Source organism: Halomonas sp. 707D4, assembly GCF_024158685.1.
Taxonomy (GTDB): Bacteria; Pseudomonadota; Gammaproteobacteria; order Pseudomonadales; family Halomonadaceae; genus Vreelandella.
Genome location: NZ_JAMZBD010000542.1, coordinates 1 through 1,910 on the forward strand (window position 1 = coordinate 1; position 1,910 = coordinate 1,910).

3 protein-coding genes are annotated in these 1,910 nt (G+C 67.1%); all 3 read left to right on the forward strand.

Annotation, left to right across the window (positions count from 1 at the left end):
- A partial coding sequence (locus tag BIS11_RS16345; protein ID WP_253586556.1) for an acetyl-CoA C-acyltransferase occupies window positions 1–740 on the forward strand: 740 nt, incomplete at its 5' end.
- A 190-nt stretch (window positions 741–930) separates the two neighbouring features.
- Window positions 931–1,302, forward strand: a complete 372-nt coding sequence (locus tag BIS11_RS16350; protein ID WP_253420190.1) for a thiol-disulfide oxidoreductase DCC family protein — start codon at window positions 931–933, stop codon at window positions 1,300–1,302.
- A gap of 85 nt (window positions 1,303–1,387) precedes the next feature.
- Window positions 1,388–1,910 (forward strand): hypothetical protein (locus BIS11_RS16355; protein ID WP_253586557.1); only part of this gene is annotated, 523 nt, incomplete at its 3' end.

A 1,910-nucleotide genomic window follows, 5' to 3' on the forward strand; every position in this document is an offset into this window, starting at 1 on the left:
CCGCCATGATGATGGGCCTGACCGCGGAGCTTCTGGGCAAGATGCACGGCGTCACCCGGGAGGAGCAGGACAAGTTCGGCGTGCGCTCCCACCAACGCGCCCAGGCCGCCAACGAGAAGGGCTACTTCGACAACGAGATCATCGGCGTCGAAGGTCACGACAGCCAGGGCTTCCGGGTCAACGTCAAGCACGACGAAGTGGTGCGCGCGGACGCGAGCCTCGCGTCGATGGCGGAGCTCAAGCCGGTGTTCGACCCGAGAAACGGCACCGTCACCGCTGGCACCTCCTCGGCGCTTTCTGTCGGCGCCTCGGCGATGGCGATCATGAGTTACGAGCGTGCCCAGGCGCTGGGCCTTTCGCCGATCGCCCGGGTGCTGTCGACGGGCGTGGCCGGCTGCGACGCCTCGATCATGGGCTACGGCCCGGTGCCGGCCTCGAAAAAGGCGCTCAAGGCCGCCGGGCTCACTGCCAAGGAGATCGAGACCGTCGAACTCAACGAGGCCTTCGCCGCCCAGGGTATCCCGGTATTGAAGGATCTGGGCTTTCTCGACGATCTCGACCAGAAGGTCAACCTGCACGGCGGCGCCATCGCACTGGGCCATCCGCTCGGCTGCTCCGGCTCGCGCATCTGCACCACGCTCTTGAACGTGATGCGCCAGCAGGACACGACACTTGGCCTGGCCACCATGTGTATTGGCATGGGTCAGGGCGTGGCCACGGTGTTCGAGCGCTTGAGGTGATCCAGCGCGCTTGAAAGACGGCACCTTCGGGTGCCGTTTTTGGTGGGGTCGAGTCAATGCCGCCGTCGAGCCGGCGATCACCTGGAAGCCAGGCTCGCGCGGCGCGGACACGCTCCATCGCACGCCCCTTCGACATTGCGTGTGGCGGTGGACGTGCCACACTGAAGGGCAGTCGCCACCGGGAGCCTTTATGTCTGCCGACCGCAAGATCCACGTCTACTACGATGGCCAGTGCCCGCTGTGTCGCCGCGAGCGGCGCCGCTTCGAGCGCCTTTCCGGCAAGCGCGGCGCGGACATCGTCTGGTGCGATGTCACCGAGCACCAGCACGCGCTCGGCGAGCGCGGCATCGATTGCGAGACCGCGCTTCGCTCGCTGCATGTCGAGCTGAAGGACGGGCGCATCGTCGAAGGCATCGACGCCTATCGTCTGCTCTTGAAGCGTATTCCCTGGCTCGCGCCGGGCGCGTATATTATCGGCTTGCCCGGCCTCAAGCAGGTGCTTCGCCGCTACTACGATCACTGGGTGGACAAGCGCCTGAAGCGCCAGGGCCGACTGCAGTGACGGGCCCTGGCGCCGTGCGGAGGATCGAACGGTACCTTGGCCGCTTGCGGGAACGAGGGTCTGAAAAAAATAGCAGGGAGTCATGATGAACAAGGGAAATCGTTCCAGCGCCTTGGGGGCCGTCGCGCTGGTGGTGTTGATCACCGGCTGCGCGGGGCGCCCTTCGACACCGCCGCCCCCGGCGAGCGAGACGGTCCAGGCGCCTCAGACCGCGCCGGCCCCGGCGGCGGTACCCGCCTACGGCAAGACGGATATCTACTGGGTACCGCCGCTGATCACCAGTCCCGAGGAGCAGGCGGCCTACTACGTCAGCCGCCTTTCCGATCGTCGCTTCATCGCACCGGGGCCGAGCGGGCCACGCTACGTGGCCGCCGAGGAGCTCGGGCGCATCGGGCTGCCCGCCGTGGCGCTGTTGTTGTCGCGCCTGGATAGCCGCGACGAGTACGAGGTGATGCTGGCGCTCTATGCGCTCGAGCTCGCCACCAGTGACCCGCAGTTGCTGGCGCGAACCCGAAGCGATGCCATCGAACTCGTCGACCCCTTGAATCCCGAGGCCAATGCCCGGAACGTGGCGGCGGCGAAGGAGTGGCAGGCGCGCCACCCCGGGG

Bases quoted from the DNA above. Each gene is read 5' to 3' on its own strand.
- BIS11_RS16350 (WP_253420190.1), top strand. From the start codon at position 931: ATGTCTGCCGACCGCAAGATCCACGTCTACTACGATGGCCAGTGCCCG.